The 958-nt window shown below is 42.3% G+C and carries 1 protein-coding gene; it reads right to left on the reverse strand.

Going from position 1 to position 958, the window contains the following annotated elements:
* Window positions 1-558: 558 nt before the first annotated feature.
* A partial coding sequence (locus UA76_RS14405; RefSeq protein ID WP_238322312.1) for a RidA family protein occupies window positions 559-958 on the reverse strand: 400 nt, incomplete at its 5' end.

Genomic DNA, 958 nt, shown 5'->3' on the forward strand with positions numbered 1-958 from the left:
TTGCCTACATGATAATGCGAGAGGCTTAGCGCCAAGGTGCTGAATTGGTTACAAAACTACTGGCTTTGAACGCAGATGTAAAATTGAAAACTACAGAACTCAAGCCCAACCAACAAAACGCACTTGGCTTAGAAGCGACATGCGCTGAGCAACCACGGTTTAAAACACTTCAACTGGCAAAGGATTCAAGCGATGAGCCTGACGGCAAAGTGCGCTTGCACCTAAGATTTGCAAATTCGCCACAAAAACAAAGAAGCCGCGCAAAAGAACCATAGCGAAAAAGTTAGAACCAGTAAGTGACTAACCTGCCACATACACTTCCCATATAGTGCCACCGGAAAGATCGTGAGATTAGGAAACAAGCAGGTGTAAAGAACGAAAACCGCACTAGGCTCTTTGACCATAAACGCTTTTCTACTATTGCAAACTAACGCCGCGTTAAGTAGTGAGCAACGCTACCACCTAACCCAAACCATTGTGCTGTAAACACAAGAACTCAATTTGAACTGGGAATGCCAAGCGTTGCGAATCTGTCTTAAACGCTTTGTTATGGCGATGCTAACGTTTGGCCACTATTCTCATTTCAACAAGTGCGTTCTCTGGGATAAACTCTGAAACTCCAATAGCTGACCAAGCAGGATAAGGCTTTTTAACATATTCATCTTTTACTTTTGAAAACACATCTATGTGCTTCTTTAAGTCAATGTGGAATGTCGTCATTTCGAGGATATCGTCGTAAGTTAACCCTGCCGCATTAAGGTAAATCCCGAGCTTATAGAAAGCGTCATGGAACTGTTCTTCTGGGTTCGTACTTATTTGCTTATCCTTTCTAGCAGCAGTAACACCTGACAAATATACAGTGCCATCAGCTTCAATTACTGGCGAGAAATGCCAATCATCAAAGTAATGCCTAAATTCATCTGGTACTATCGATTTTTTCATATTTCCCTCTAAGCCA

This window comes from Vibrio mexicanus (assembly GCF_001012815.1).
In the GTDB taxonomy this organism is placed as follows: domain Bacteria; phylum Pseudomonadota; class Gammaproteobacteria; order Enterobacterales; family Vibrionaceae; genus Vibrio; species Vibrio mexicanus.